At 52.4% G+C, this 2,143-nt stretch carries 3 protein-coding genes; all 3 read right to left on the reverse strand.

Features of this window, described 5'->3' with window-relative positions:
• Positions 1–152: 152 nt before the first annotated feature.
• Positions 153–593, reverse strand: coding sequence for a protein tyrosine phosphatase family protein (locus tag AC4MRN_RS20575; protein WP_491204382.1), 441 nt, complete (start codon positions 591–593; stop codon positions 153–155).
• On the reverse strand, positions 593–1,348 hold the full coding sequence (locus AC4MRN_RS20580; RefSeq protein ID WP_491204383.1) for a sulfite exporter TauE/SafE family protein: 756 nt from the start codon (positions 1,346–1,348) through the stop codon (positions 593–595). Before AC4MRN_RS20580 ends, AC4MRN_RS20575 begins: the two co-directional genes overlap by 1 nt.
• 2 nt (positions 1,349–1,350) lie before the next feature.
• Positions 1,351–2,143, reverse strand: a 793-nt coding sequence (locus AC4MRN_RS20585) for an MBL fold metallo-hydrolase (RefSeq protein ID WP_491204384.1), incomplete at its 5' end; no start/stop codon positions are given.

A 2,143-nucleotide genomic window follows, 5' to 3' on the forward strand; every position in this document is an offset into this window, starting at 1 on the left:
TTTAGTGTGAATGGCCAGGCTGAACTATCGGTTTCAAACCTGCGCTTAACACAGCGCGGTAAGCCGACCACGCACTGCCCATAGGTTTTCATGTGCCCGGTGGCTTGAGCAACGATTGCCTGGCCACCCTCCCAACGTAGCGGCAGTCTTTTTCAGGCCGCCGCTTTTTTATCAACCAATGGTTCACAGTTTGCCAGTAAGGGAGCCACATCAATCCCTGCCTGAACCAATTGCTGCTGCAACCACACCTTATTCACCCCGGCTTTGCATTTAGCCAATGCCCATAAATGCGCCGCCCTGGTGCCTGTGCGGCAGATGCCATGAACAGCGCCATCACAGGAAGCCAGCACACTGGCAAAGGCCGCAATTTTATCGTCTGGGTAATCACCGCTTGTTACCGGAATAAAGGCATAGGCAAGTCCCGCTTTTTCAGCCATTGCCGCCAATGCAGTATCGTTAGTTTGCCCGGCACATTCGTTATCTGGCCGCACATTAATAAGCAGTGTTGTGCCCGTAGCAGCCAGGTTGTTAATTGCGTTTTGGTCCAGCGGCCCCGAGACGCTGAACTCTGCGGTGATTGTATTAACCGGCATTAGATACCTCCAATAGCTGAAAAGAAAATGCTGAGTCCCATCACTACCAACAACGCGCCGAAACCGCGCTTAAGCTGATGTTGAGGAAGTGCAGCAGCCAAACGCACTCCAAATACAGACCCGACAGCGCCCACCCCAACCATCACCGCTATTAGCAGCCAGTCGTAAGGAAGCTCACCCGATTGCCAGAACAACCAGGAGTATTTGCTAAAGCCGGAGATAGATTGCATAACAATAATTGCCAGGCTAGTGCCTATTGCCTGTCGCATTGATACACCTGCCGTCGCCAACAGAGCTGGCACAATTAGGAATCCGCCGCCCACCCCAACAAACCCGGCGACGCTGCCAACACAGATAGCGACGACACTGAGCTTAAACACGCTAATACCTGTGATTGTATTGGGCTTGTAAGGGCGCAACATAAAACCGCTGGCTAACAGCATAACAACAGCAAACACAGCGAGTTGGGTTGTACCGGGGACATACTGCGATGTCATTGCGCCCAGATAGGTACCCGCCATACTCGGTAGCCCGAACCACCCTACTTTTGGCCAGTCGATTAGTCCCTCACGGTGCAACCTCATTGCGCCTGTCGCTGCAATGCAGCCAACGATCAGCAGGGACTCGGCAATCGCCACTTTCGGTGGCCGACCTATGACGTAAGTCAGTAGTGGCACTGTCAGAATGGAACCGCCCGAGCCCAGAATACCAAGGCTCAGGCCAATCACCGTGGCCCCAAGTAAGATCGCTAGCATCGCTACTTACTCACAGTCAGCGGTATTTTCAGATAGTGTTTGCCATTGTCTTCTGCCGGCGGAAGCTGCCCTGCGCGAATATTTATTTGTATGGCCGGCAGCAGCAATTTTGGGACTGCCAGGCCAGCATCACGCTTTTCACGCATAGTCACATAATCAGCCTGACTCACGCCGTCTTTCACATGAATGTTGCTTCTGCGCTGCTCGAACACGGAGGTTTCCCACTTGAACGCGTCACGGTTAGGGCTTTTGTAATCATGCCCTACAAACATGCGAGTTGACTCTGGTAGCGCCAGTATCTTGCGAATCGACTGATACAGGGTATTGGCACTGCCGTTGGGAAAATCCGCTCGTGCGGTGCCGTAGTCCGGCATAAACAGGGTGTCGCCAACAAACACGGCATCTTCTATGTAATAGGAAACGCAAGCCGGTGTGTGACCGGGCGTGTGTAACACTTCGATATCCAAATGGCCGAGACTGATTACCTCACCGTCACCAAATAGTTGATCAAATTGGCTGCCGTCCGAAGGAAAAGTGTCCTCGAGGTTGTAAATGGATTTAAACGTAGACTGAACCCGGCGTATATGTTCACCGATGCCAATCAAGCCACCTAATTTAGCTTTCAGATAGGGGGCTGCCGTGAGGTGATCTGCGTGGGCGTGGGTTTCCAGGATCCACTCTGTACTCAAGCCATTTTTGTCAATGAAACTGACAATTTTGTCAGCAAATTCGCTGGATAGTGTGCCCGACGCGGCATCGTAGTCCATCACCGGATCAATGATCGCACAGGCGTTT

The organism is Marisediminitalea sp. (assembly GCF_984433645.1).

Bases quoted from the DNA above. Each gene is read 5' to 3' on its own strand.
- AC4MRN_RS20575 (WP_491204382.1), bottom strand. From the start codon at position 593: ATGCCGGTTAATACAATCACCGCAGAGTTCAGCGTCTCGGGGCCGCTG.
- AC4MRN_RS20580 (WP_491204383.1), bottom strand. From the start codon at position 1,348: ATGCTAGCGATCTTACTTGGGGCCACGGTGATTGGCCTGAGCCTTGGT.